General features: G+C 60.0%; 22 protein-coding genes. 16 read left to right on the top strand and 6 right to left on the bottom strand.

Annotation, left to right across the window (positions count from 1 at the left end; genetic code table 11):
* Nucleotides 1-151 precede the first annotated feature (151 nt).
* From FGA82_RS05170 to FGA82_RS05190, 5 genes are all read left to right on the top strand, one after another.
* The gene (locus FGA82_RS05170; RefSeq protein WP_141126259.1) at nt 152-1,507 is read left to right on the top strand and encodes a M16 family metallopeptidase; all 1,356 of its coding nucleotides are present in this window, start codon (nt 152-154) and stop codon (nt 1,505-1,507) included.
* Nucleotides 1,500-2,987, top strand: a complete 1,488-nt coding sequence (locus tag FGA82_RS05175; protein WP_141126260.1) for a M16 family metallopeptidase — start codon at nt 1,500-1,502, stop codon at nt 2,985-2,987. Before FGA82_RS05170 ends, FGA82_RS05175 begins: the two co-directional genes overlap by 8 nt.
* Entirely contained in the window at nt 2,987-3,601 is a 615-nt protein-coding gene (gene rsmD / locus FGA82_RS05180) for a 16S rRNA (guanine(966)-N(2))-methyltransferase RsmD (protein WP_141126261.1), read from the top strand. The genes FGA82_RS05175 and rsmD overlap by 1 nt, the downstream gene beginning before the upstream one ends.
* A 62-nt stretch (nt 3,602-3,663) precedes the next feature.
* Entirely contained in the window at nt 3,664-4,659 is a 996-nt protein-coding gene (locus tag FGA82_RS05185; RefSeq protein WP_141126262.1) for a hydrolase, read from the top strand.
* Complete coding sequence (locus FGA82_RS05190) at nt 4,656-5,486, top strand: AraC family transcriptional regulator (RefSeq protein WP_141126263.1); 831 nt, start codon at nt 4,656-4,658, stop codon at nt 5,484-5,486. The genes FGA82_RS05185 and FGA82_RS05190 overlap by 4 nt, the downstream gene beginning before the upstream one ends.
* Before the next feature lie 78 nt (nt 5,487-5,564).
* Here the strand turns inward: FGA82_RS05190 and FGA82_RS05195 are convergent, their stop codons facing one another.
* Nucleotides 5,565-6,419, bottom strand: a complete 855-nt coding sequence (locus FGA82_RS05195) for a sulfurtransferase (protein WP_141126264.1) — start codon at nt 6,417-6,419, stop codon at nt 5,565-5,567.
* A gap of 32 nt (nt 6,420-6,451) precedes the next feature.
* Nucleotides 6,452-7,123: a TetR/AcrR family transcriptional regulator gene (locus tag FGA82_RS05200; RefSeq protein ID WP_007913599.1), complete on the bottom strand. Its 672-nt coding sequence runs from the start codon at nt 7,121-7,123 to the stop codon at nt 6,452-6,454.
* A gap of 128 nt (nt 7,124-7,251) precedes the next feature.
* On the opposite strand from FGA82_RS05200, the gene FGA82_RS05205 reads away from it, so the two are divergent.
* The 5 genes from FGA82_RS05205 to FGA82_RS05225 all read left to right on the top strand — a co-directional run bounded on the left by FGA82_RS05205 (nt 7,252) and on the right by FGA82_RS05225 (nt 11,989).
* Nucleotides 7,252-8,700, top strand: a complete 1,449-nt coding sequence (locus FGA82_RS05205) for a coniferyl aldehyde dehydrogenase (RefSeq protein WP_283242304.1) — start codon at nt 7,252-7,254, stop codon at nt 8,698-8,700.
* 29 nt (nt 8,701-8,729) lie between these two features.
* Nucleotides 8,730-9,275 (top strand): twin-arginine translocation pathway signal protein, encoded by a 546-nt coding sequence (locus tag FGA82_RS05210; RefSeq protein WP_141126266.1) that lies wholly within the window; start codon nt 8,730-8,732, stop codon nt 9,273-9,275.
* A 130-nt stretch (nt 9,276-9,405) separates the two neighbouring features.
* Nucleotides 9,406-11,001 carry a GMC family oxidoreductase gene (locus tag FGA82_RS05215; protein ID WP_141126267.1) on the top strand — a complete coding sequence of 532 codons (1,596 nt, stop codon included), beginning with the start codon at nt 9,406-9,408 and terminating at the stop codon, nt 10,999-11,001.
* 115 nt (nt 11,002-11,116) lie between these two features.
* Nucleotides 11,117-11,596: a pantetheine-phosphate adenylyltransferase gene (gene coaD, locus FGA82_RS05220; RefSeq protein WP_003229157.1), complete on the top strand. Its 480-nt coding sequence runs from the start codon at nt 11,117-11,119 to the stop codon at nt 11,594-11,596.
* Between the two features lie 141 nt (nt 11,597-11,737).
* Nucleotides 11,738-11,989, top strand: coding sequence for a YfhL family 4Fe-4S dicluster ferredoxin (locus tag FGA82_RS05225; protein WP_038358877.1), 252 nt, complete (start codon nt 11,738-11,740; stop codon nt 11,987-11,989).
* Between the two features lie 132 nt (nt 11,990-12,121).
* Here the strand turns inward: FGA82_RS05225 and FGA82_RS05230 are convergent, their stop codons facing one another.
* The 3 genes from FGA82_RS05230 to FGA82_RS05240 all read right to left on the bottom strand — a co-directional run bounded on the left by FGA82_RS05230 (nt 12,122) and on the right by FGA82_RS05240 (nt 14,152).
* Nucleotides 12,122-12,445 (bottom strand): multidrug transporter, encoded by a 324-nt coding sequence (locus tag FGA82_RS05230; protein ID WP_141126268.1) that lies wholly within the window; start codon nt 12,443-12,445, stop codon nt 12,122-12,124.
* Nucleotides 12,446-12,514: 69 nt separating this feature from the next.
* A complete protein-coding gene (gene mutM, locus FGA82_RS05235; protein WP_007913582.1) occupies nt 12,515-13,327 on the bottom strand; it encodes a bifunctional DNA-formamidopyrimidine glycosylase/DNA-(apurinic or apyrimidinic site) lyase in 813 nt (270 codons plus the stop codon).
* Nucleotides 13,328-13,339: 12 nt separating this feature from the next.
* Nucleotides 13,340-14,152, bottom strand: coding sequence for an HDOD domain-containing protein (locus tag FGA82_RS05240; protein WP_171057243.1), 813 nt, complete (start codon nt 14,150-14,152; stop codon nt 13,340-13,342).
* A 228-nt stretch (nt 14,153-14,380) separates the two neighbouring features.
* On the opposite strand from FGA82_RS05240, the gene FGA82_RS05245 reads away from it, so the two are divergent.
* From FGA82_RS05245 to ilvD, 6 genes are all read left to right on the top strand, one after another.
* Nucleotides 14,381-14,920: a type 1 glutamine amidotransferase domain-containing protein gene (locus FGA82_RS05245; protein WP_141126270.1), complete on the top strand. Its 540-nt coding sequence runs from the start codon at nt 14,381-14,383 to the stop codon at nt 14,918-14,920.
* 172 nt (nt 14,921-15,092) lie between these two features.
* The gene (locus tag FGA82_RS05250; protein ID WP_141126271.1) at nt 15,093-16,289 is read left to right on the top strand and encodes a class I SAM-dependent rRNA methyltransferase; all 1,197 of its coding nucleotides are present in this window, start codon (nt 15,093-15,095) and stop codon (nt 16,287-16,289) included.
* A gap of 436 nt (nt 16,290-16,725) precedes the next feature.
* Nucleotides 16,726-17,799 carry a SagB family peptide dehydrogenase gene (locus FGA82_RS05255; RefSeq protein WP_141126272.1) on the top strand — a complete coding sequence of 358 codons (1,074 nt, stop codon included), beginning with the start codon at nt 16,726-16,728 and terminating at the stop codon, nt 17,797-17,799.
* Complete coding sequence (locus FGA82_RS05260) at nt 17,796-18,773, top strand: diiron oxygenase (RefSeq protein WP_141126273.1); 978 nt, start codon at nt 17,796-17,798, stop codon at nt 18,771-18,773. The genes FGA82_RS05255 and FGA82_RS05260 overlap by 4 nt, the downstream gene beginning before the upstream one ends.
* The gene (locus FGA82_RS05265; RefSeq protein WP_141126274.1) at nt 18,766-19,998 is read left to right on the top strand and encodes a multidrug effflux MFS transporter; all 1,233 of its coding nucleotides are present in this window, start codon (nt 18,766-18,768) and stop codon (nt 19,996-19,998) included. The genes FGA82_RS05260 and FGA82_RS05265 overlap by 8 nt, the downstream gene beginning before the upstream one ends.
* 268 nt (nt 19,999-20,266) lie before the next feature.
* On the top strand, nt 20,267-22,108 hold the full coding sequence (gene ilvD / locus FGA82_RS05270) for a dihydroxy-acid dehydratase (RefSeq protein ID WP_008088424.1): 1,842 nt from the start codon (nt 20,267-20,269) through the stop codon (nt 22,106-22,108).
* Between the two features lie 166 nt (nt 22,109-22,274).
* On the opposite strand, the gene FGA82_RS05275 is transcribed toward ilvD, so the two are convergent.
* Entirely contained in the window at nt 22,275-23,336 is a 1,062-nt protein-coding gene (locus FGA82_RS05275) for a haloacid dehalogenase-like hydrolase (protein ID WP_141126275.1), read from the bottom strand.
* Nucleotides 23,337-23,376 lie beyond the last annotated feature (40 nt).

The raw sequence follows: 23,376 nt of genomic DNA on the forward strand, positions 1-23,376 counted from the left end.
AAACTCAAAGCTTCTGCCGGGAACCCATACAACCTATCGACCGATCAGTGGCTTGATAGGCGTGGCCGCCAGTAAAACGGATCAGTATCCTAGCACCCTCTCGCCCGCCGACGCTAAGACCAAGCGGGCAGCCCAACAGGTTAAAAAACGAATGAATGCTCTAGCCCGCCGCGCTGCAGGCCTGCTGCTCAGCACAGTCTGCCTGCCCCTTTCGGCCCTGGCGGCCGACCCGCAACCGACTCACGAATTCACCCTCGACAATGGCCTCAAGGTCGTCGTGCGCGAAGACCATCGCGCGCCGGTGGTGGTGTCGCAGGTCTGGTACAAGGTCGGTTCCAGCTACGAAACTCCGGGCCAGACCGGTCTGTCTCACGCGCTTGAGCACATGATGTTCAAGGGCAGCGAGAAAGTCGGCCCCGGCGAAGCGTCGCTGATCCTGCGTGATCTGGGCGCCGAAGAGAACGCCTTCACCAGCGACGACTTCACCGCTTACTACCAAGTGCTGGCCCGCGACCGTCTGGGCGTTGCCTTCGAACTGGAAGCCGATCGCATGGCCAATCTGCGCCTGCCGGCCGACGAGTTTGCCAAGGAAATCGAAGTCATCAAGGAAGAGCGCCGCTTGCGCACCGATGACAAGCCGATGTCCAAGGCCTACGAGCGCTACAAGGCCATGGCCTACCCGGCCAGCGGCTACCACACGCCGACCATCGGCTGGATGGCCGACCTCGACCGCATGAAAGTCGAAGAGCTGCGCCACTGGTACCAATCCTGGTACGTGCCGAACAACGCCACGCTGGTGGTGGTCGGCGATGTCACCCCGGATGAAGTGAAAACCCTCGCCCAACGCTACTTCGGCCCGATAGCCAAGCGCGACGTGCCACCGGCGAAAAAACCACTGGAACTGGCCGAACCCGGCGAACGCCAGATCACTCTGCACGTGCAGACGCAATTGCCGAGCCTGATGCTCGGTTTCAACGTGCCAAGCATCGCCACCGCTGAAGACAAGCGCTCGGTCAACGCCCTGCGCCTGATCTCGGCGCTGCTCGACGGCGGCTACAGCGGGCGCATCCCGACACAACTGGAGCGCGGCGAGGAACTGGTTTCCGGCGGTTCGTCGAGCTACGACGCCTACACCCGTGGCGACAGCCTGTTCACCCTGTCGGCAACCCCGAACACGCAGAAGAAAAAGACCATGGCGCAAGCCGAGGCCGGCCTGTGGAAGCTGCTCGAACAGCTGAAAACCACCGCGCCGTCCGCCGCAGAACTGGAGCGCGTGCGTGCGCAGGTAATCGCCGGCCTGGTCTTCGAACGTGATTCGATCACCAGCCAGGCCACGGCGATTGGCCAACTGGAAACCGTCGGCCTGTCGTGGAAACTGATGGACACCGAACTCGCCGATCTGGAAAGCGTGACCCCGCAAGACATCCAGAACGCCGCCAAGCTGTATTTCACCCGCGAACGTCTCAGCGTCGCCCACGTCCTGCCACTGGAGACGACTCATGAGTAAGCGCAAATCCCCACGCCTGCTGCTCGGCCTGATCGCCGTGGCGGTGATCGGCTCTGCCGCTCTGTACCTGTCGCCAGGCGCTGACAGCAATGCCAGCGAAGCCTTGGACAACGCCAAGTCCAGCCAGAAGCTGCAATCGCTGACCGAACTCGACGGCAAGGCCCCGGCCAGCCGCAAACTCGACGTACAGACCTGGAACACCGCCGAAGGCGCCAAAGTGCTGTTCGTCGAAGCCCATGAGTTGCCGATGTTCGACATGCGCCTGATCTTCGCTGCCGGCAGCAGCCAGGACGGCAACGCGTCGGGGCTGGCGGTACTGACCAACGCAATGCTCAACGAAGGTGTCGCCGGCAAAGACGTCGGCGCCATCGCTCAGGGCTTTGAAGGCCTCGGTGCGGATTTCGGCAACGGTGCGTTCAAGGACATGGCGCTGGCCTCGTTGCGCAGCCTGAGTGCTGCCGACAAGCGTGAACCGGCGTTGAAGCTGTTCTCGGAAGTCATCGGCAAACCGACCTTCCCGGCCGACTCGTTCGCGCGCATCAAAAACCAGATGCTCGCCGGTTTCGAGTACCAGAAACAGAACCCCGGCAAACTCGCCAGCCTTGAGATGATGAAGCGCCTTTACGGCGATCACCCGTACGCGCATTCCAGCGACGGCAATCCGCAAAGCGTGCCGAAGATTACCCTCGCGCAATTGCGTGAGTTCCACGCCAAAGCCTACGCGGCTGGCAACGTGGTAATCGCGCTGGTCGGCGACCTGTCGCGTGCGGAGGCCGAGGCAATTGCCAATCAGGTCTCCAGCGCCCTGCCCAAAGGCCCGGCGCTGGCAAAGATCGCTCAGCCGCAGGAACCGAAAGCCAGCGTCAACCATATCGAATTCCCGTCGAAGCAGACCAACCTGATGCTCGCGCAACTGGGCATCGACCGTGACGACCCGGATTACGCGGCGCTGTCGATGGGCAACCAGATCCTCGGTGGCGGCGGTTTCGGTACGCGCCTGATGAGCGAAGTGCGCGAGAAGCGCGGCCTGACCTACGGCGTGTACTCGGCATTCAGCCCGATGCAGGCACGTGGCCCGTTCATGATCAATCTGCAGACCCGCGCGGAAATGAGCGAAGGCACCCTGAAACTGGTGCAGGACGTGCTCGCCGACTACCTGAAAACCGGGCCGACGCAGAAAGAACTCGATGACGCCAAACGCGAGCTGGCCGGCAGCTTCCCGCTGTCCACCGCGAGCAACGCCGATATCGTCGGCCAACTCGGCGCCATGGGCTTCTATAATCTGCCGCTGAGCTACCTGGATGATTTCATGCGTCAGTCGCAGAGCCTGACGGTGGAGCAAGTCCGCGACGCCCTGAACAAACACCTGAGCACGGACAAAATGGTCATTGTTACCGCGGGTCCAACCGTGCCGCAAAAGCCGTTACCGGCCCCATCTGATAAACCTGCCGAGCAACCGCTCGGGGTTCCGGAGCATTAATGGCAACTCGTTCCCCTAAAAAACCTGCGCATAACGTCCACAACGGTGTGAACCAGTTGCGCATCATTGGCGGTCAATGGCGCAGTCGCAAGCTGAGCTTTCCCGACGCACCGGGCCTGCGCCCGACGCCGGATCGCGTGCGTGAAACCCTGTTCAACTGGCTCGCACCTTACGTTGAAGGGGCCAAGGTCCTTGATCCATTCGCCGGCAGCGGCGCGCTGTTTCTCGAAGCACTGTCCCGTGGCGCGGCCATGGGGCAGGCGCTGGACGCGAGCAACATCGCTGTCTCCAGCCTGAAGGAACATCTCGGCACCCTACGCTGCAGCAACGGCCAGGTGCAAACCGCCGACGCCCTGCGTTATCTGGAAACCCAGACCGCCAGCGCGTTCGACCTGGTGTTCCTTGACCCGCCGTTCAACCAGAACCTGCTGCCGGCCGTTTGCACCTTGCTCGAAGAGCGTCAGTGGCTGGCGCCCGACTCGTGGATCTACACTGAAAGCGAAACGGCACCATCGACGCTGGGCCTGCCGGGCAACTGGCGCCTGCACCGCGAACAGAAATCCGGCCGGGTTTATTACGCGCTGTGGCAACGTACGGCAGAGATCGCCGGTTAACCGACCGGTTTGAACAAGCGGCGCGCTTCGAACGAGGCCGCCGCGCTGCATCGAGAATCATCGTGTCCCCTCCTTCAGAACGCTTCACCCCCGCCTTCGGCCTCGGCAATCCGCACCTGCAAACCTTGTGGGGGCCGCTGTGGCGCAAAACCGTGCATATCGAGCGTGAACGCGAACGCCTGTGGCTTGAAGATGGCGACTTCCTCGATCTCGACTGGCACGGCCCGCACACCGCCGATGCGCCTCTGGTGCTGGTGCTGCATGGGCTGACCGGCTCTTCCAATTCACCTTATGTAGCGGGTATCCAAAAGACCTTGGCCGATCAAGGCTGGGCCAGTGTCGCGTTGAACTGGCGCGGCTGCTCCGGCGAACCGAATCTGCTGCCGCGCAGCTACCATTCCGGTGCCAGTGAAGACCTCGCCGAAACCATCAGACACCTGCGCGCCAAGCGGCCGCTGGCACCGTTGTATGCCGTTGGCTATTCGTTGGGCGGGAATGTGCTGCTCAAACATCTGGGCGAAACCGGTAGCGCCAGTGGCGTGCTCGGCGCTGTGGCGGTGTCGGTGCCGTTTCGCCTTGATCAATGCGCCGACCGCATCGGCCAAGGCTTTTCCAAGGTCTATCAGGCGCACTTCATGCGCGAGATGGTCGCCTATATCAAGAACAAGCAACGGCAGTTTCAGCATGACGGTCGCGAAGACGGACTCGCCGCGCTGGCAGCCCTCGGCTCGCTGGAAAACATGCGCACCTTCTGGGATTTCGATGGCCGGGTGACCGCGCCGTTGCACGGTTTCAATGATGCCGAGGATTACTACCGGCGCGCTTCGAGCCGTTACTTCCTTGGCGAGATCCGCACGCCGACGCTGATCATTCAGGCGGCGGACGATCCGTTCGTGTTCCCGCACAGCTTGCCGCAGGCCAGTGAGCTGTCGGCCTCGACTGCCTTTGAATTGCAGGCACGCGGCGGGCATGTCGGCTTCGTCGACGGCTCGATTCGTCAGCCCGGTTATTACCTGGAACGACGCATCCCGCAGTGGCTGGCGCGCGTGCCCGCATGAGCGATCAGGGCGAGTCGATCCGTTTCTGGCAAACCGCGCCGCTGGCCGGGGTCGAGTTGCTCTCGGCGCGCTACATCGAGCAGCGCTTCGCCCCGCATGTGCACGACGGATTCGTGATCGGCATGATCATGGCCGGCGCCCAGCGTTATCGCTATCGCGGCGCCGAACATCTGGCCGGCAGCGGCACGCTGGTGTTGATCAATCCCGACGAACTGCACACCGGGCATAAGGGCACCGAGGATGGCTGGCTGTATCGGGCGTTTTATCCCGATACCTCACAGATCGTTTCGTTGCTGGATGAGCTAGAGCTGTCCACCACCAACCTGCCGGCGTTCGGCGCCACGTTGTATAGGGATGCGGATCTGGTCAACGGGTTCGCGCAGTTGCACCGTTTGCTCGAAAGCCCGGCCACCGCGCTGCAACAGCAAACAGTGTGGCGCGAAATGATGTTGCTGCTGTTGCAGCGCCATGCGGCAGTGCCGGTGCCCGGTCGAACCGGCAAGGAACACCGCGCGGTGCTGTTGGGCAAAGAATTGCTGCACGCGCAACTGGCGGCGCCACCGTCACTGGAAGAACTGGCGGCAGCGGTCAATCTGTCGCCCTTCCATTTCGCCCGGGTGTTTCGCCGCGCCACCGGCATGCCGCCGCACACCTGGCTGATGCAGCAACGTATCGCTCAGGCGCGCGCACTTCTGCAGCACGGCTGCCTGCCGGTGGAGGTCGCCACACAATTGGGGTTTGCCGACCAGAGCCATTTGAGCCGGCAGTTCAAGCAGGCTTATGGCGTTGGACCCGCCGCGTACCGCAGCGCCCGGATGGAAAGCTAAAAGATCGCAGCCTTCGGCAGCTCCTACAGGAAAATGCATTCCAATGCAGGGGCCGCCGAAGGCTGCGATCTTTTGATCTTATTCGCCGATGGCGATACCGCGCGAAGGCTCGTTGATCCACTCGCTCCACGACCCGGCGTATAACGAACCCAATGGATAACCCGCCAGGCACAAGGCAAACAGGTTGTGACACGCCGTCACCCCAGACCCGCAATAGGCAACCAGATCCGCTGGCGAACGTTCACCGAGCTTCGCGGCAAAACGCTGCTTGAGTTGCTCCGCTGGCAGGAATCGCCCATCGCTGCCGAGGTTGTCGGTGAACGCCGCGCATTGCGCGCCGGGAATATGTCCCGCCACTGGATCGATCGGCTCAACTTCCCCCTTGAAGCGCGGCAAGGCGCGGGCGTCGAGCAGGGTCAGCGTTGGCTGCCCAAGGCGTTGCTGCAATTGCTCGGCGTTAAGCAGCAGTTGCACATCCGGCTGGCCACTGAAGTTGCCCGTCATGACCGTCGGCGCATCCAGGCTCAGCGGCAGCCCCGCCGCATGCCACGCCTTGAGTCCGCCATCGAGAATGAACACGCCATCGCGCTTGCCCAGCCACGCCAGCAACCACCACGCCCGCGCGGCGTAGGCACCGGGACCGTCGTCGTACAAAACCACATCGCTGTCGTTGTTGATGCCCCACGCCTGCAGACGCTCGATCAGCTCTGCCGGCTCGGGCAACGGATGACGACCGGTCACGCCTTTGACCACGGTGCCGCTGAGGTCACGCTCAAGGTCGGCGAAGCTCGCCCCGGCAATGTGCCCTTCGGCATAGCTGCGCTGACCGTAGTCCGGGTCTTCGAGGGCAAAACGACAATCGAGAATCACCAGCCCCGGCTGCGCCTTGCGGGCATCCAGTGCTTCGGGGCTGATCAGTTGCGCAATCGGCATAACAGGCTCCTGGGGGATTTCAAAAGAACGGTTTATTTCACGTCTTCAAGGGCCTGGGCCAGCGGCACGTAGAACTCCTCGAACAACGCATTGACCTCGTCACGCGCCTGCTCAGTGACAAACCCGGCTTCCAGCACCAGCACCTGATACACGCCACGTTTAATGGCTTGCTCACTGAGGTGGTTGGAGTTTTCGCGGGTGGTGCACAGGAAGCGCACCCACGACGTCAGGATGATCCAGGCATTGAGGGTCAGGGATTCGATCTGCACGCGATCCATGTCGAGAATCCCGGCGGCGACAAAACCTTCGTAGATCGCCGCGCCCTGAATCACGCAGCGTTGGGAAAAGCGTCGATAGCGGGCGGCCAGTTCCGGATCACTGTCGAGCAGATGCTCCAGATCGCGGTGCAGAAAACGGTAGCGCCACATCGCCGAGAGCAATTCCTTGAGATAGAAACGCTTGTCCTCGACCGTTGCCGCGCGCCCCTGCGGCGGGCGCAGAAAGCTGTCCACAAGGCTTTCGTACTCACTGAACAACACGGCGATGATCGCCTGCTTGTTGGGGAAGTGGTAGTACAGGTTGCCCGGAGAAATCTCCATATGGGCGGCAATGTGATTGGTGCTGATGCTGCGCTCGCCCTGTTGATTGAACAGCTCAAGGCTGTTCAGCACGATACGCTCGCTGGTTTTTATTCGTGGGGCCATGGCTTGAGCTTTAATTCAGAGTGCGTTGGGGGGCATCTTACGACCTAACCGGAAATGGATAAAACACTGCTGTGCAAGGAAGTCATTTGACTTTCTAGAGCATAGACTCTAAAAAGTTCATCACTACAATAAATCCGGAGCAGACCATGACTGCCGACATTGCCTACCTGCAAACGCTGCAACAACCGCTGGCCGAGCTGGACCGGTTGTTCGAGGCGCAGCGGGCCGCGTATGCCGCCAATCCGATGCCGCCCGCCGCCCAGCGCCAGCAATGGCTCAAAGCGTTGAGCGATTTGCTGAGCAATGAACGCCAGGCATTGATCGCGGCGATCAGCTCCGATTTCAGCCATCGCAGCGCCGATGAAACCCTGCTCGCCGAGCTGATGCCAAGCCTGCACGGCATTCACTACGCCAGCCGCCATCTCAAGGGCTGGATGAAAGCCTCGCGGCGCAAGGTCGGCATGGCGTTTCAGCCGGCGTCGGCGAAAGTGGTCTATCAGCCCCTCGGCGTGGTTGGCGTCATCGTGCCGTGGAATTACCCGTTGTATCTGGCCGTCGGCCCACTGGTCGGCGCCTTGGCGGCGGGCAACCGGGTGATGCTCAAACTGAGCGAATCGACCCCGGCCACCGGTTTGTTGATGAAAGAGTTGCTGGCGCGAATTTTCCCCGAAGACCTGGTCTGCGTGGTGCTCGGTGAAGCAGACATTGGCGTGGCGTTCTCGCGTTTGCGCTTCGATCACTTGCTGTTCACCGGGGCCACCAGCATCGGCAAACACGTGATGCGCGCCGCCGCCGAAAACCTCACCCCGGTGACACTGGAACTGGGCGGCAAGTCGCCAGCTATCGTCTCCCGCGATGTGCCGCTCAAGGATGCCGCCGAGCGCATCGCCTTCGGTAAAACCCTCAACGCCGGCCAGACCTGCGTGGCCCCGGATTACGTGCTGGTGCCGGAAGATCGGGTCGGCGCTTTCGTCGAAGCCTATCGCCAGGCGGTGCAGGGTTTTTATCCAACGCTCACCGACAATCCGGACTACACGGCGATCATCAACGAACGCCAATTGGCGCGACTCAACGGCTACGTCAGCGATGCCACCAGCAAGGGCGCGCTGTTGATTCCGCTGTTCGAGCAGGGCCAGGGCCGACGAATGCCGCACAGCGTGCTGCTGAATGTCAGCGACGAGATGACGGTGATGCAGGACGAAATCTTCGGTCCGCTGCTGCCGATCGTGCCGTATCAGGATCTCGACCAGGCATTTGCTTACATCAATCAGCGGCCACGTCCTCTGGCTCTTTACTACTTCGGCTACGACAAACGCGAACAGAACCGTGTGCTGCACGAAACCCATTCCGGCGGCGTGTGCCTGAACGACACGCTGCTGCATGTGGCTCAGGACGATATGCCGTTTGGCGGTATCGGCGCTTCGGGCATGGGTCACTACCACGGTCACGAAGGCTTTCTGACCTTCAGCAAAGCCAAGGGCGTGCTGATTAAACAGCGCTTCAACGCAGCCCGACTGATTTACCCGCCCTACGGCACATCGATTCAGAAACTGATCCAGAAGCTGTTCATTCGCTAAACCTTCGTCACCGCCGGGTAATAAAAACAATGCACCCAAGCCTGACCGAAACACCTGCACTGTCGCGCCGTGGCCTGCTGAAATTCAGCCTCGGCGCCACCGCGTTTCTCGCCACCGCCGGACTCGGCGCCAGCCTCAGCGGCTGCTCATCGAGCGTCGCGGCCAACGGTTTTGTCTCGTTGCGTGACGGCGATTTGCTGTTTCTGCGCGCACTGATTCCGGTGATGCTCGAAGGCGCCGTGACGGCGGAAAAAATGCCGGCCGCCGTCGATGGCACGCTCAAGTCGCTGGACTACAGCCTCGATCACCTGTCGCCGGAAATGCTCAAGCTCACCCGGCAGTTGTTCGACGTCCTCGGCATGGCCGTGACGCGCGGGCCACTCACCGGGATCTGGGGCAGTTGGGAAAATGCCAGCCCGGAGACGATGCGGCATTTTCTTGAGCGCTGGGAAAACAGTTCATTGAGTTTGTTGCGTATGGGGCATAGCTCGCTGCAACAGATGGTGATGATGGCCTGGTACACCCGCGCCGAATCGTGGGCGCATTGCGGTTATCCCGGCCCGCCTACCGTTTGAGATCGGCGGCGCGGCCTTCGCGAGCAGGCTCGCTCCCACAGGAGTTCGCATTCCAATGTGGGAGCGAGCTTGCTCGCGAAGAGGCCAGTCGCCACACCTTGCATCCAAAATAATAAAGAGAACCTGACCGATGCCCGTACCCGACCCGTTCCGCGAAGGCCTCGCCCGAGGCTGGAAAACCTACAACGGCGCACAACTGACCGACGACCTGACCCTGGAAGCCGACGTGGCCATCATCGGCAGCGGCGCGGGCGGCGGCACCACGGCGGAAATCCTCAGCGCTGCCGGCTACAAAGTCCTGCTGATCGAAGAAGGCCCACTGAAAACCAGTTCCGACTTCAAAATGCTTGAAGACAAGGCCTACAGCAGCCTCTATCAGGAAGGCATCGGCCGCATGAGCAAGGACGGCGCGATCACCATCCTCCAGGGGCGCGCGGTCGGCGGCACGACGCTGATCAACTGGACATCGAGCTTTCGCACGCCCGAACCGACCCTCGAACACTGGGCCAGGGAGCACAACGTCAAAGGCCACAGTGCCGCCGAGATGGCGCCGTGGTTCGAAAAAATGGAACAGCGCCTCGGCGTCGCGCCATGGATGGTCCCGCCCAACGCCAACAACGATGTGATCCGCAAAGGCTGCGAACAACTCGGCTATAGCTGGCACGTGATCCCACGCAATGTGCGCGGCTGCTGGAATCTCGGTTACTGCGGCATGGGCTGCCCGACCAACGCCAAACAATCGATGATGGTCACGACCATTCCGGCGACGCTGGAAAAGGGCGGAGAGTTGCTCTATCTCGCTCGCGCGCAGAAGCTGCTGATCAGCGGCGACAAGGTCACCGGCCTGCAATGCGTGGCGATGGATGAGCGCTGCGTTGCACCGACCGGGCGCACAATCACCGTCAAAGCGCGGCATTACGTATTGGCCGGCGGAGGCATCAACAGCCCGGCGTTATTGCTGCGCTCGGACGCCCCGGATCCGCATGAAAACCTCGGAAAACGCACCTTCCTGCACCCGGTGAACATGTCAGCCGCGCGCTTCGACGCAGTCATCAACCCGTTCTACGGGGCGCCGCAGTCGATCTATTCCGACCATTTCCAGTGGAAGGACGGCACCACCGGACCGATGGCCTTCAAACTCGAAGTGCCGCCTCTGCATCCGGCGCTGGCGGCCACCCTGCTCGGCGGCTTTGGAGAGGAAAGTGCGCAACACATGGCTGACCTACCGCACACCCACGCCATGCTGGCCTTGCTGCGTGACGGTTTTCACCCGGACAGCACGGGCGGTGCAGTCGAGTTGCGGGGCGATGGTTCGCCAGTACTCGACTATCAGGTTTCGCCATATGCATGGGAAGGCCTGCGCCGGGCCTTTCAGGTCATGGCCGAAATCCAGTTCGCCGGCGGCGCCAAAGCGGTGATGCCGATGCACGCCGACGCACGTTACGTAAAAACCCTGGCCGAAGCACGCACGTTGATCGATGGTTTGAGCCTTGAGCTGTACCGCACCCGGCTCGGCAGTGCGCATGTCATGGGCGGCTGCGCGATGGGTGAAGACCCGAAAAGCGCCGTCACCGACAGTCTCGGCCGGCATCATCAACTGGCCAATCTGTCGATCCATGACGGCTCACTTTTCCCCACCAGCATCGGCGCCAACCCGCAGCTGTCGGTGTATGGCCTGACCGCGCAACTGGCGACGTCCCTCGCCGATCGGCTGAGAAACCCGTGAAAAAACCGATTATTGCCATCGTCTATAGTGCTTTCTTACCCAACAGGCGACTTGGCCGACCGGGACGGCTGCGATACCATCCGACTCCCCAACGGACTCCCGCCAGGACGACGCGATGAACCGAGTGTTGTACCCAGGTACCTTCGACCCTATTACCAAGGGCCATGGCGATCTGGTCGAACGCGCCTCGCGCCTGTTCGACCACGTGATTATTGCAGTCGCTGCCAGCCCGAAGAAAAACCCGCTGTTCCCGCTGGAACAACGGGTCGAACTGGCTCGCGAGGTCACCAAACACCTGCCGAACGTGGAAGTGGTCGGTTTCTCGACGCTGCTGGCGCATTTCGCCAAAGAGCAGAACGCCAACGTGTTTCTGCGTGGTTTGCGTGCGGTGTCGGATTTCGAATACGAATTTCAACTGGCCAACATGAACCGCCAGTTGGCCCCGGATGTGGAGAGCCTGTTTCTCACCCCATCCGAGCGTTATTCGTTCATTTCCTCGACGCTGGTGCGGGAAATTGCTGCGCTGGGCGGCGATATCAGCAAGTTCGTCCACCCCGCTGTGGCCGATGCGCTGACCCTGCGCTTCAAAAAGTAGGCGCTGCCGAAAGCTCGGGCTGCGATCCTGGCTGTTGATTACAGCCCTTGATCGCAGCAGCGTGCACTGCGCGCGCCAATGCGGCACAATTGCGCGCATTGATTTATAGCGCCCGGGCCTGCCGCCCCGGCTGGAGTTAGCATGTCCCTGATCATCACCGACGATTGCATCAACTGCGACGTCTGCGAACCCGAGTGCCCGAACGCCGCCATCTCCCAAGGCGAAGAGATCTACGTGATCGACCCGAACCTGTGCACCCAGTGCGTCGGCCACTACGACGAACCGCAGTGCCAACAGGTTTGCCCGGTGGATTGCATTCCGCTGGACGAAGCGCATCCGGAGACTGAAGAACAGTTGATGGAAAAGTACCGCATCATCACCGGCAAGGCCTGATCCGCCGGATTTGTAGCGCTCTTTCGGGCCTCTTCGCGAGCAAGCTCGCCCCCACATTTGAAATGCGCTCCAATGTGGGAGCGAGCTTGCTCGCGAAAGGGCCATCAGTCGCAGCGCAAAACCCTGATCAGCTCACTCACGCTGCTCAAACCCCTCCCCCGTACACCCCAGACACCGCACAAACGCCGCTTTCGCCGGATCCACCACCAACGCCTGTCCCGCATCGCCAATCCCGCCACCCAGCGCGGTAAACGGCAACGACACGACAAACGCCCCCGCACCGATGACCGTCGCCACCACCAGCAAAGGTCGGGCAATCAGCAAATCGCCAAGCATGGCGTAGGCCGGTGGATTCTGGATGGTGTAGCGCGGATCACCGCTGCCGTTTTCCGTGGCCTGAACAGCCAGACTGGAACACAGCAGCAGCGCAACAAAGAGGACTTGCAAGGATTTCATGGCACGATCCTTCGGGCTGAACAGTGAGACAACTCACTATAGACCGTAGGACTTTTTCAGCTTTTTGCCTCAGCTCTGACAACGCGGGCAGAACACACTGGCACGCTGACCCAGCTTCACTTCTCGTAGCCCGGTGCCACAGACCTTGCAGTGTTCACCACCGCGGCCATAGACAAACAGCTCCTGCTGGAAATACCCCGGCTGCCCGTCACCGCCAATGAAATCACGCAACGTCGTACCGCCACGCTCAATGGCAGCGGCAAGAATGCGTTTGATCTCGATCGCCAGTTTCAGGTATCGCCCCCGGGAAATCCCACCGGCCTCGCGGCGCGGGTCGATCCCGGCAGCAAACAGCGCTTCGGTCGCATAGATATTGCCGACGCCCACAACCACAGCGTTGTCCATGATGAACGGTTTTACCGCCATCGAACGCCCGCGCGACAGCTGAAACAAGCGCTCGCCATCGAACAGATCAGTCAGCGGCTCCGGACCAAGGCGAATCAGCAGTTCATGATTGAGTGGATCATTGCTCCACAACATCGCGCCGAACCGTCGCGGATCGGTGTAACGCAGCGCCAGCCCCGACTCCAGTTCGATATCGACGTGTTCATGCTTGAGCGCCGGCAAACCGACTTCGACCAGACGCAAATTGCCCGACATGCCCAAATGACTGATCAGCGTGCCGACTTCGGCGTTGATCAACAGGTACTTGGCACGACGCTCGACCAGCACGATGCGCTGCCCCGACAGGCGCACATCGAGATCCTCGGGAATCGGCCAGCGCAATCGCCGATCACGCACGATCACCCGACTGACACGCTGGCCTTCCAGATGCGGAGCAATCCCGCGACGGGTGGTTTCGACTTCCGGCAGTTCAGGCATGGCGTTCTCGAATCAATGCGCGCCGAGGTCGCGGATCGTCTGTTTGAGAGTTTCGAAGTCGTAATCCGACAGTCCTACATAGTCGAGTACCAGCGGCCCGACGGCGTTCCATTCGAAATCTTCGGTCTGGTTGCCCAGCACTCGGTACGAAGCGCAAATATGTTCGGCCATTTTCAGGATCGCCAGCAGGTTTTTCAGCTGGCTGTTGCGCGACGATTCATCGCTGAAAATCGCCAAGGCATTGTGGTGATTGGCGATGGCCGCGCTGACATGCTCCGGCAGGCGCCAGGACTTGGCGGTGTAATAGCCGACCACCGCGTGGTTGGTGTTGAACTCGCTGTTCTCGGTGTCCACTACTCGACATTCGGCGCTGGCATTGGCGTAAGCCTTTTCCAGCACCGTCATGTAATTGGGAAACCGCTGCAACATCAAAGGCACGCCGCAATCGTGGAACAGGCCCAAGGCGTAAGCCTCGTCACCCGCCTGAGTGCCAACACGCTTGGCCAGCGTCAGGCAGGTCATCGCCACGTCCTGGGCGGTGTCCCAGAAACGGTTGAGGGTGACGATGGTGTCGTCGTTCATCTCGCCTTTGATCGACTGCGCGTTGATCAGGTTGATGATCGAGCGGCTGCCCAACAGGTTCACCGCGCGCTGAATCGAGGTGATCTTGTTGCTCAAGCCGTAATACGGCGAATTGACGATTTTCAGCAGCGAACCGGACAAGCCGGGATCCTGGGCGATCAGCTTGGCGATCACCTCCAGGTCCGGGTCGGGCATGTACTGCTCCATTTGCAGATCCACCATGATCTGCGGTTGCGCAGGCACACTGATGCCTTGCAGCGATTGTTGAATCTGTTCGGTGGTCAGCTCTTGGGACATAAGTACACACTCTGGGACAGGCGGCGATTCTAACCTCTAAAAACCGCGAGACGACACACCAGTGGGCAATTGTCAGGAACTTTCATTCAGGCCACGGCTTCGGAATCTGTAATGCCCAATGGATCACTCCGACCCCTTGCGGCGGCAAACTCCCACAGACTCAGGAGCTTATCGATGGCCACTTCCCTCAACGGCAAACGCGTCGCCTTTTTGGTAACAGACGGTTTCGAGCAGGTCGAATTGACCGGTCCCAAGCAGGCGCTGGAGCAAGCCGGCGCCCAGGTCGACATCCTTTCCACCGAGGCTGGCAAGGTCAAAGGCTGGAATCACGACAAACCGGCGGACGATTTCAAGGTCGACCAGACGTTTCAGGGCGCCAGCAGCGAGCAGTACGACGCAATCGTCCTGCCGGGCGGCGTGCAGAACTCCGACACCATCCGCATCGATCAGGACGCCCAGCATCTGGTCAAGACCGGCGCCTCTGCCGGCAAACCGATTGCGGTGATCTGCCATGGCGGCTGGTTGCTGATCTCGGCGGGGCTGGTCAACGGCAAGACCATGACCAGTTACAAGACGCTCAAGGACGACCTGATAAATGCCGGGGCCAATTGGGTCGATAAAGAAGTGGTCAAGGACGGTCACCTGATCAGTAGCCGTCAGCCAGATGATATTCCGGCGTTCAACAAGGAGCTGATCGACGCACTGTTGGCGTAGAAGTCAAAACCGCTTCGCGAGCAAGCTCGCTCCCACACTGGTCTTGTGTCCGCCACAAATCCCCTGTGGGAGCGAGCTTGCTCGCGAAGGCGTCGTCAGCGTTTCATCGCTCTCCAATCCCGGCACCAGCCCCAACACGCTATACTCCCGCTCTTTTTTCCGGAGCGACGTCATGTCCCTGCCTAGCCTGCGCCTCAAAGCCAACGCCGACCGTCGCCTGCGCAACGGCCACTTGTGGGTCTACAGCAACGAAATCGATGTTGCCGCCACCCCGCTGCACGGCTTCCAGGCCGGCGATCAAGCCATCCTCGAAGCCGCCGGCGGCAAGCCGCTGGGCATCGTTGCGATGAGCCCGAACAACCTGATCTGCGCCCGCCTGCTGTCGCGCGACATTAAAGTTGCGCTGGACAAATCGCTACTGGTGCACCGTTTGAACGTGGCCCTGTCGCTGCGCGAGCGCCTGTTCGACAAGCCGTTCTATCGTCTGGTCTATGGTGATTCCGACCTGTTGCCTGGCCTGGTCGTTGACCGTTTCGGCGACATCCTCGTGGTACAGATCGCTTCAGCAACCATGGAAGCACACAAAGATGACGTGATCGCGGCATTGACCCAAGTGCTCAAGCCAAGCGGCATCCTGTTCAAGAACGACTCTGCTGCGCGTGATGCTGAAGGCCTCAACCGCTATGTCGAAACCGTGTTCGGCCTGGTGCCGGAGTGGGTGGCGCTGGAAGAGAACGGCGTGAAGTTCGAAGCCCCGGTCATTCAGGGTCAGAAAACCGGCTGGTTCTACGACCACCGCATGAACCGCGCCCGCCTGGCCCCTTACGCCAAAGGCAAACGCGTCCTCGACCTCTATAGCTACATCGGTGGCTGGGGCGTGCAGGCTGCCGCGTTCGGCGCCAGCGAAGTGTTCTGCGTCGATGCTTCGGCCTTCGCCCTCGACGGTGTCGAGCGTAACGCCGCGCTGAACGGTTTCGCCGACAAGATGACCTGCATCGAAGGCGACGTTTTCGAAGCCCTGAAAGAGCTGAAAGCCAGCGAAGAACGCTTCGACGTGATCGTTGCCGACCCGCCAGCGTTCATCAAGCGCAAGAAAGACATGAAAAACGGCGAAGGCGCCTACCGTCGCCTGAACGAGCAAGCCATGCGCCTGCTCAACAAGGACGGCATCCTGGTCAGCGCATCGTGCTCGATGCACTTGCCGGAAGATGATCTGCAAAACATCCTGCTGACCAGCGCGCGTCATCTGGATCGCAACATCCAGTTGCTCGAGCGTGGCGGTCAGGGCCCGGATCACCCGGTGCACCCGGCCATCGCCGAGACGCGCTACATCAAGAGCATCACCTGCCGCCTGCTGCCCAACAGCTGATCCATGCGGATGACGGGGAGCCAACAGGCTCCCCGTTTGCTTTGCGCAACACCTTCCCTTCGTTATTCCTCAATACTTCCTACAATTATTTTCCCGCTAACGTGCAGGATATTTCCTTACGTCTTTTAATTACTGAAACTTGCCCTACAAGTTCACTTCCAGCTAAAGACTGCTCCGACAAAATTACTGGAAATTTCCTACTTAATATCCCCTTGCCAATAATCCATTACAAACTATTATGAAGTTGTCACCACGAGGTGACTTCAACTATCAATGAACAAGGAGTTCACATCATGAAAAACATTTCTCTGGAAAGTAAAAAAATCGCAAACCTGGCTTTTCTGGTTGCCCCTAAAGCCCGCTAAGTAAGTCAGGACGCTGGGGAGTGCCGGCAACCCGGCGTCCTTTTGACTGCTCCCAGAGTGAATCGACCGACATGCACATCAATCCTTACTTGTTTATATTGCCGCGCCCGCCCGGACAAGTTGTGTGGAACTATAAAAACCACACACAACACGAACTTGACCTTAACCATGCAATTCGCCTTGCACAACTCATCAACAACCCGGAACTGTTCGACACTCAAAACATAATAGACACACAACTATTGAGCGCGGACATTCTAACCGTTTCAAAAATAGACAACCCGCAATGGGGCTGGGATGAGCTGTCGAAGATTTATCACATCGGCACACAAAATATTCCCTGTGAACATACCCCGCAAAATATTTACGAGTGGTCCAGACAATATCTGGCGCACTGCAATGAAGTATTGGCCACGCCGACGCCCGTAACAGATCGCCCAACGTTTGAAACCGAGCAGCGGATAACCCTGCCCGCGCCGTGCGCATTGAATGACGACGGCCTGGGAAATGTTCTGCTCCAGCGCAAAACCTGCCGCAGCTACACAGGCGCAGCAATAACGCTGAATGATGTCGGCACCCTGCTTTACCTTTCCCTCGGTTATCTCCACGAACGTGACAATGATCGCGACGACAGTATCGCCGTCGGACTCAGCGCACGTCGCAGCAGTCCTTCCGCGGGTGGCCTGAACGCTTGCGAAGGCTTCCTGCTGGTGCAGAACGTCGATGGACTGGACCCGGGCATCTATGTCTATCATCCGGCCGAACATACCTTGAGCCGGGTCAATCCATTACCTGAACCAGCGCTGGGCCACTTGCTCGGCGGTCAGCATTTCATCAACAACCTGCCGCTGGGGTTGTTCATCACCGCCCGGTTTGACCGGCTCTGGTGGAAATACGAACACTCGCGGGCCTATCGCATGGCCTTCGTCGAAGCCGGTCATCTGTCGCAAACCTTCCAACTGGTCGCCACGGCACTGGGCCTCAATACCTGGCTGACCGGCGCGTTTGCCGACCAGCAGGTCGAAGCACTCCTCAATATCGAGGGCAGCGCTGAACAACCGCTGTTTTTTGTTGGCTGTGGAGAAAGCGACGGGCAAGTGATGTGCCACGAAATGCGCGAGCTGTTGCGTGAGGGGCAAGCATGACCCTCTCAATTGCAGAGCCGGATGAAGCCCCGGTGTCCTGGGCGCTCAAATTCACCCTGGGAGACTGGAAGAGCCGCGCCTCCGTGCGCAGCAGTACCCATGACTATCTGTTGCCCGACGATGTGCCGCTGCAACTGCAAACCCGCCACTGGTTTCCACCGGCGTTTCTGCCTTATCTGGCTCATCCGGCCATCCAGGCGGCGGGGCGCGATGTGTTGCACCGGCTGTCAGCCAACCACCTGGTGCACTTTCTCGATTACACCACTCTGCTCGAACACCGTATCGTCAATCGTGCCGTGGAAGTCATCGTGCACCGGGAACTGCCCATTTACGTGCCTCTGCCGATGAAACATGCGGCCCTGCAGCTCTACACCGACGAGGGTTATCACGCGCTGTTCTCCAATCGCCTCGCCGAACAGATCGCCGCGTTCTACGGGTTCACCGGGCGCCCGGTGATTCCAAAGCGCATCTCCCGCATGAACGCTCTGATTGATCGCACCCCGGAAAAGAACCGGGCACTGGCATGGTTTCTGCTGGGTTTCGTCTCGGAAACCATCATTGCCCGGGAACTGCTGGACGTCTGCCGCGACAGCCTGGTGTCCAGCGTCAACGACATGCTGCGTGACCATCTGGCGGACGAAGCCCGCCACAGTCGCTACTTCGCCGAAGCGTTCCACTACTTCTGGCTGTCGATGAACAGCCGCCAGCGCACGTTTGCGAGCAGAACATTGCTGGAAATCATCGGGATGTTTTTCGAAGCGGACGAACGCTGGCTGCAACAGAGCTTGCGTGGAGCCGGCATTGCTGACAGCGACGTGTTGGAAATTGTCGGCAGCATGGCAACGGTGCACGCCAATCGTGCGCGTGCACGATCAGGTTCCATCGCTACGCTGGATGCGTTGCGCAAGGCCGGTTTTTTTGCCCTACCCCATAACCAGAAACTTTTTGCGAAGGCAGGACTGATCGATGGATAAAGGAAAATCCGTGGCAACCACACGACAGCGCCGCGCCGCTGTCAGCCTGTTACTGGCCATGGTGCTGTTGGGCGTGTTTCCACTGGATGTGCTGCTTCCTTCCTTTCCGGCACTGGCGACCCACTTTCGCCATTCACCGGCAGACATCGCACTGTCAATCAGTCTGTTCGCCGTGGGGATCGCGTTTGCTCAGGTCCTGATCGGCCCCCTCTCGGACGTGATCGGGCGCAAGGGCTTGTTACTCGTCGGCATGAGCGTATCGATGCTTGGCGCGCTCGGTTGCGTGATGACCTCCGATTACTCGCTGTTCCTTATATTTCGGGTGATGCAGGCCCTGGGATGTGGATGTTTCGTGCTGTCCCAGGCGCTGGTGCAGGATCTGTTCGAAGGTGAGGAGCGCGACCGTTTGCGGATCCTGATGGTCACGGCCACCGGGATATTCATCTCGGTATCGCCGCTGGCTGGCACCTTTCTGCAGGCCACACTCGGCTGGCGCGGCAGCTTCTGGGTTTTTACCGCGCTGTCCGCCACGGTGCTGGTCAAGGCCTGGTTGTTTTTACCAAACAGCCGTCCGGCCTACAGCGGCACACGGCTCGGTTTCATTCAGTCCTACCGACGCGTGCTGGGGGATTTCGAGTTTGTCGGCTACTGGCTGATATCAGCGTTCGCCTTCGCCTGCCACTTCTCGTTCATCGTGATTTCGCCGCTGATTTTCATGGATCAACTGCAACTCGCGCCTTATGACTTTTCACTGATTCTGCTGGTCTACGGTGCCGCTTATGTGGTTGGTGGCATTCTGGCCGCCGTACTGAATCGACGGATCACGCCGGTTCAGCAAATCTTTACCGGGCTGACCCTGATACTGCTGTCGGGACTGGCGATGCTGTACCTGGCGGCGAATCATGCGTTGGCGCCGGCCACGGTATTGATCCCGATGCTGATCTGCACCGCGGGCACCACCATTGCCCGCCCCGCCGCCACCTCTCGGGCCATGGGCCTGTTTCCTGAGAACGCCGGCACCTCGGCCTCGGCGGGCAGTACGATCATCTTTATTTGTGGCGGGCTTATCAGCGCGCTTGTCAGCCTCAGCCCGGCCAATCTGCAGTCGACGCTGGGTTACAGCTTTGTGCTGCTGAGCGCGATAGCACTGCTGCTCAACAACCGACTCGGCCGGCGTGCGAAAAAACTTGAAGCCGATGTCGTTGCACAGACCGGCGGTGATTAAACCCGCCGGTCGTCATCCCACACACGCCGTCTGCACTGGAACAACGCTTTGCGCCATTCCCTCCAGACGCCAGCGGTGTAGAATCGGCTGATTCATCGCCATTCATCCCCCGGCGGGTTTATGAGCTCAGGCTGAGACCAGCGGCGATCCCGCAACGTCATCGGCAACTTCACGGACACACGGTCATTTCTGAGTGTTCCAGACGTCAATAGAAGCTCACTCCCCTTTTGCACCTGATTAGTAAGTGATTAGCCGCCCGGAGTGCTCCATGCCAGATTACCGCTCGAAAACATCCACCCACGGCCGCAACATGGCCGGCGCCCGCGCACTGTGGCGCGCCACCGGGATGAAAGATGACGACTTCAAAAAGCCGATCATCGCCATTGCCAACTCGTTTACCCAGTTCGTACCGGGCCACGTGCACCTCAAGGATCTGGGCCAACTGGTCGCCCGTGAAATCGAACGCGCCGGCGGTGTGGCGAAAGAATTCAACACCATCGCTGTGGATGACGGCATCGCCATGGGCCACGACGGCATGCTGTATTCGCTGCCGAGCCGCGAGATCATCGCCGACTCTGTCGAATACATGGTCAACGCTCACTGCGCTGACGCCATTGTCTGCATCTCCAACTGCGACAAGATCACCCCGGGCATGTTGATGGCTGCCCTGCGCCTGAACATTCCGGTGATCTTCGTTTCCGGCGGCCCGATGGAAGCCGGCAAGACCAAACTCGCGTCCCACGGCCTCGACCTCGTCGATGCCATGGTGATCGCCGCCGACGAAAGCGCTTCTGACGAGAAAGTCGCTGAGTACGAGCGCAGCGCCTGCCCGACTTGCGGTTCGTGCTCAGGCATGTTCACCGCCAACTCGATGAACTGCCTGACCGAAGCATTGGGCCTTGCATTGCCGGGCAACGGTTCGACCCTCGCCACCCACAGCGACCGCGAACAACTGTTCCTGCAGGCCGGCCGTACCATCGTCGAACTGTGCAAACGCTACTACGGCGAAAACGACGAATCGGTATTGCCGCGCAATATCGCCAACTTCAAGGCGTTCGAGAACGCGATGATGCTCGACATCGCCATGGGCGGTTCGACCAACACCATCCTGCACTTGCTCGCTGCTGCCCAAGAGGCGGAAATCGATTTCGACCTGCGCGACATCGATCGTCTCTCGCGCACCGTTCCGCAGCTGTGCAAAGTCGCGCCGAACATCCAGAAATACCACATGGAAGACGTACACCGCGCCGGCGGCATCTTCAGCATCCTCGGCTCGCTGGCCCGTGGCGGTCTGCTGCACACCGACCTGCCGACCGTGCACAGCCGCAGCATGGAAGAAGCCATCGCCAAGTGGGACATCACCCAGACCACCGATGAAGCGGTGCATCACTTCTTCAAGGCGGGCCCTGCCGGTATCCCGACCCAGACAGCGTTCAGCCAGTCGACCCGTTGGGAAACACTGGATGATGACCGTGAAAACGGCTGCATCCGCAGCTTCGAACACGCCTATTCGCAAGAAGGTGGGTTGGCCGTGTTGTACGGCAACATCGCCCTCGACGGCTGCGTGGTGAAAACCGCCGGTGTCGACGAATCGATCCACGTCTTTGAAGGCAACGCGAAGATCTTCGAAAGCCAGGACAGCGCGGTGCGCGGCATCCTCGCGGACGAAGTGAAGGCTGGCGACATCGTCATCATTCGCTACGAAGGCCCGAAAGGCGGCCCGGGCATGCAGGAAATGCTCTACCCGACGTCGTACCTGAAATCCAAAGGCCTGGGCAAAGCCTGCGCCTTGCTCACCGACGGGCGTTTTTCCGGCGGCACCTCGGGCCTGTCCATCGGTCACGCTTCGCCTGAGGCTGCTGCCGGCGGCGCGATCGGCCTGGTGCAGGATGGCGACAAAGTGCTGATCGACATTCCGAACCGTTCGATCAACCTGTTGGTCAGCGACGAAGAACTGGCGGCACGCCGCGCCGAGCAGGACAAGAAAGGCTGGAAACCGGTCGAGATTCGTCCACGCAAAGTGACCACCGCCCTCAAGGCTTACGCCCTGCTGGCGACCAGCGCCGACAAAGGTGCTGTGCGTAACAAAGCGATGCTCGACGGCCTGTAAGCCTTAAGCGACGAATAGAAAATGCCCCGCCTGAGTGCGGGGCTGATCGTTCCCACGCTCTGCGTGGGAATGTCTCAAGGGACGCTCCGCGTCCAGTGACGCGGAGCGTCACGGGCTGCATTCCCACGCAGAGCGTGGGAACGATCAACCCGATCCCTTCTGGGGGTTACTGGATTTCTTCAGGCTTGACGATCACCCAATTCTTGTCTGCCGTCACCGGTAACCCTTCTTTCGCCTGCGCCGCCGCGTGCTTGGCCATCATGCCGTTCAACTGCGTCATGTACTTGTCCTTGCGGTTGATCCACAAGTGAATCCCGCCCTTGGCCACGTCGACATCGTGGAACAGCATGTAACCGTCGCTGGTCGGCGTATCGCCACCGACCAATACCGGTTTTTTCCACTCATCAATGTAAGTAAGAATCGCCGCGTGCTTGCCGGCCATCCACGTCGCCGGGGTCCACAGATACGGCGTCAACTCCAGGCCCAGGTTGGCCTTCTCGTCATATTTGCCGGCAGTGATCTGCTTGCGCGCGGTGGTCAGTTCGTTGGTTTCACGGTTTTTCAGCAGCGTGGTCACACCAATGACGTTCTGCGGTTTGACGTTGTAGCCGTACTTCGGATCAGCCGCGACCATGCGCACCAGCTCCTCGGAAGCAGCGGTCATCACGTAAACCTCGATGCCGTTCTCCATCAGCTTGTTGTACAGCTCAACCTGACCGGTGAAGATTTTCGGCGGCTGCACATCAAGGGTTTTGACCACATCGCCTTCGTAATAAGTCGCCGGCACCGGTTTGCCCGAAGCCATCAGCTCATCGACGTAGCCTTTGAGTTCCTTGAGGGTGAAACCGGAGAACACCTGCGCCACCCACGGGTAGCAGACCATGTCGTCGACTTCGCAGAGGCGATAGTAGTAACTGAACAGGCTTTCCTTGTGGTCGGCGGTGTCCTTGAACGGCATCAGTTTCAAGGAGGGGTCGAGTTTGTCGCGGGTGATCAGGCCCTTGTTTTCCATGAACGGCAGTAACGACTCTTCGAGGTCGTAGCGGTAACTGGTGTTGTCCATGTCGAACACCGCGTAGTTACCTTTGTTGGCGTTGGCCGCGATCATCGCGTCCAGCGCTTTGGCCTGATCGGCGGGCCAGTGTTTCAGGTCGGTGGCGAAAGCCTGAGAAGCCAGGCCCATGCCCACAGCCAGTGCGACAGCCAGAAATTTCGGTGCGAACTTCATCGACGCTTTCTCCCTGATGTAAAAGCATCGACGCTAACAA

Origin of the sequence: Pseudomonas fluorescens (assembly GCF_005938625.1) — a bacterium.
In the GTDB taxonomy this organism is placed as follows: Bacteria; Pseudomonadota; Gammaproteobacteria; order Pseudomonadales; family Pseudomonadaceae; genus Aquipseudomonas; species Aquipseudomonas fluorescens_BD.

Bases quoted from the DNA above. Each gene is read 5' to 3' on its own strand.
- FGA82_RS05215 (WP_141126267.1), top strand. From the start codon at position 9,406: ATGCCCGTACCCGACCCGTTCCGCGAAGGCCTCGCCCGAGGCTGGAAA.
- coaD (WP_003229157.1), top strand. From the start codon at position 11,117: ATGAACCGAGTGTTGTACCCAGGTACCTTCGACCCTATTACCAAGGGC.
- rsmD (WP_141126261.1), top strand. From the start codon at position 2,987: ATGGCAACTCGTTCCCCTAAAAAACCTGCGCATAACGTCCACAACGGT.
- FGA82_RS05245 (WP_141126270.1), top strand. From the start codon at position 14,381: ATGGCCACTTCCCTCAACGGCAAACGCGTCGCCTTTTTGGTAACAGAC.
- FGA82_RS05275 (WP_141126275.1), bottom strand. From the start codon at position 23,336: ATGAAGTTCGCACCGAAATTTCTGGCTGTCGCACTGGCTGTGGGCATG.
- FGA82_RS05200 (WP_007913599.1), bottom strand. From the start codon at position 7,123: ATGGCCCCACGAATAAAAACCAGCGAGCGTATCGTGCTGAACAGCCTT.
- ilvD (WP_008088424.1), top strand. From the start codon at position 20,267: ATGCCAGATTACCGCTCGAAAACATCCACCCACGGCCGCAACATGGCC.
- FGA82_RS05175 (WP_141126260.1), top strand. From the start codon at position 1,500: ATGAGTAAGCGCAAATCCCCACGCCTGCTGCTCGGCCTGATCGCCGTG.
- FGA82_RS05265 (WP_141126274.1), top strand. From the start codon at position 18,766: ATGGATAAAGGAAAATCCGTGGCAACCACACGACAGCGCCGCGCCGCT.
- FGA82_RS05250 (WP_141126271.1), top strand. From the start codon at position 15,093: ATGTCCCTGCCTAGCCTGCGCCTCAAAGCCAACGCCGACCGTCGCCTG.
- FGA82_RS05255 (WP_141126272.1), top strand. From the start codon at position 16,726: ATGCACATCAATCCTTACTTGTTTATATTGCCGCGCCCGCCCGGACAA.
- mutM (WP_007913582.1), bottom strand. From the start codon at position 13,327: ATGCCTGAACTGCCGGAAGTCGAAACCACCCGTCGCGGGATTGCTCCG.
- FGA82_RS05190 (WP_141126263.1), top strand. From the start codon at position 4,656: ATGAGCGATCAGGGCGAGTCGATCCGTTTCTGGCAAACCGCGCCGCTG.
- FGA82_RS05260 (WP_141126273.1), top strand. From the start codon at position 17,796: ATGACCCTCTCAATTGCAGAGCCGGATGAAGCCCCGGTGTCCTGGGCG.
- FGA82_RS05170 (WP_141126259.1), top strand. From the start codon at position 152: ATGAATGCTCTAGCCCGCCGCGCTGCAGGCCTGCTGCTCAGCACAGTC.
- FGA82_RS05195 (WP_141126264.1), bottom strand. From the start codon at position 6,419: ATGCCGATTGCGCAACTGATCAGCCCCGAAGCACTGGATGCCCGCAAG.
- FGA82_RS05230 (WP_141126268.1), bottom strand. From the start codon at position 12,445: ATGAAATCCTTGCAAGTCCTCTTTGTTGCGCTGCTGCTGTGTTCCAGT.
- FGA82_RS05225 (WP_038358877.1), top strand. From the start codon at position 11,738: ATGTCCCTGATCATCACCGACGATTGCATCAACTGCGACGTCTGCGAA.
- FGA82_RS05210 (WP_141126266.1), top strand. From the start codon at position 8,730: ATGCACCCAAGCCTGACCGAAACACCTGCACTGTCGCGCCGTGGCCTG.